Below are 242 nucleotides of genomic sequence, written 5' to 3'. Positions count from 1 at the left end.
GATGCCGTGGCGGGCGTTGACCTGGCCGGCACCGTCGCCGCGCTTGCCGGAGCGGAAGAACTGGCCGTCGCTCGCCGCGGTGGTGCCCTCGCCCCACACGGCCGCGATCGGGAGTGCATGATGCGCATCGACGATCCGGCCGAGGGCGGCCTTGTAGGTCTCGTCGCGGATGAAGGCGTCGCGCGTCCAGAACAGCTGGTCGCGCGTGACCCCCTGGCTGGCTTCGGCCATGCGGGACAGGC

The 242-nt window shown here is 72.3% G+C and carries 1 protein-coding gene; it reads right to left on the bottom strand.

Annotated elements, in window-relative coordinates:
• The coding region (locus tag KZZ07_RS27340; RefSeq protein WP_219520182.1) for a Tn3 family transposase at positions 1-242 on the bottom strand (242 nt) is incomplete at both ends.

Origin of the sequence: Mameliella sp. CS4, from assembly GCF_019392335.1 — a bacterium.
GTDB lineage: Bacteria > Pseudomonadota > Alphaproteobacteria > Rhodobacterales > Rhodobacteraceae > Antarctobacter.
This window is presented reverse-complemented; position numbering and strand designations above follow the sequence as displayed.